Origin of the sequence: Corynebacterium sp. LK10, assembly GCF_008042455.1 — a bacterium.
GTDB classification, from domain to species: domain Bacteria; phylum Actinomycetota; class Actinomycetes; order Mycobacteriales; family Mycobacteriaceae; genus Corynebacterium; species Corynebacterium jeikeium_D.
Map to the genome: position 1 here is coordinate 1 of NZ_NOVT01000003.1, position 239 is coordinate 239.

Annotated in this window: 1 protein-coding gene; it reads left to right on the forward strand. The window is 50.6% G+C overall.

Translation table 11 applies throughout. The annotated features are described in order from the left end of the window. The coding region (locus CHU70_RS11280; RefSeq protein ID WP_207105045.1) for a hypothetical protein at positions 1-197 on the forward strand (197 nt) is incomplete at its 5' end. Positions 198-239: the final 42 nt, after the last annotated feature.

The window sequence follows — 239 nt, forward strand, 5'->3', positions numbered from 1 at the left end:
GCGTGTGTGTTGCTGGTGGGTGCCGGGGGCCTTTGTTTGTTTTGGGTCCTTTTGTGCTTGCGGGTGATGGATTGCGTGGCGGCGCCTTTGTTTGGGTGCTTTTCGCGTGGTTTTTTCATTTGTGGGAAAGATCATGGTTGTTCTCTTCTTTTTTGGCCTCGTCGGTTCGAAGGGGAGAACGTTTTATTTTTGGATAACGGCCAGGCCGCATGCATTGTTTGTGTGTGGTGGTTGTTTGT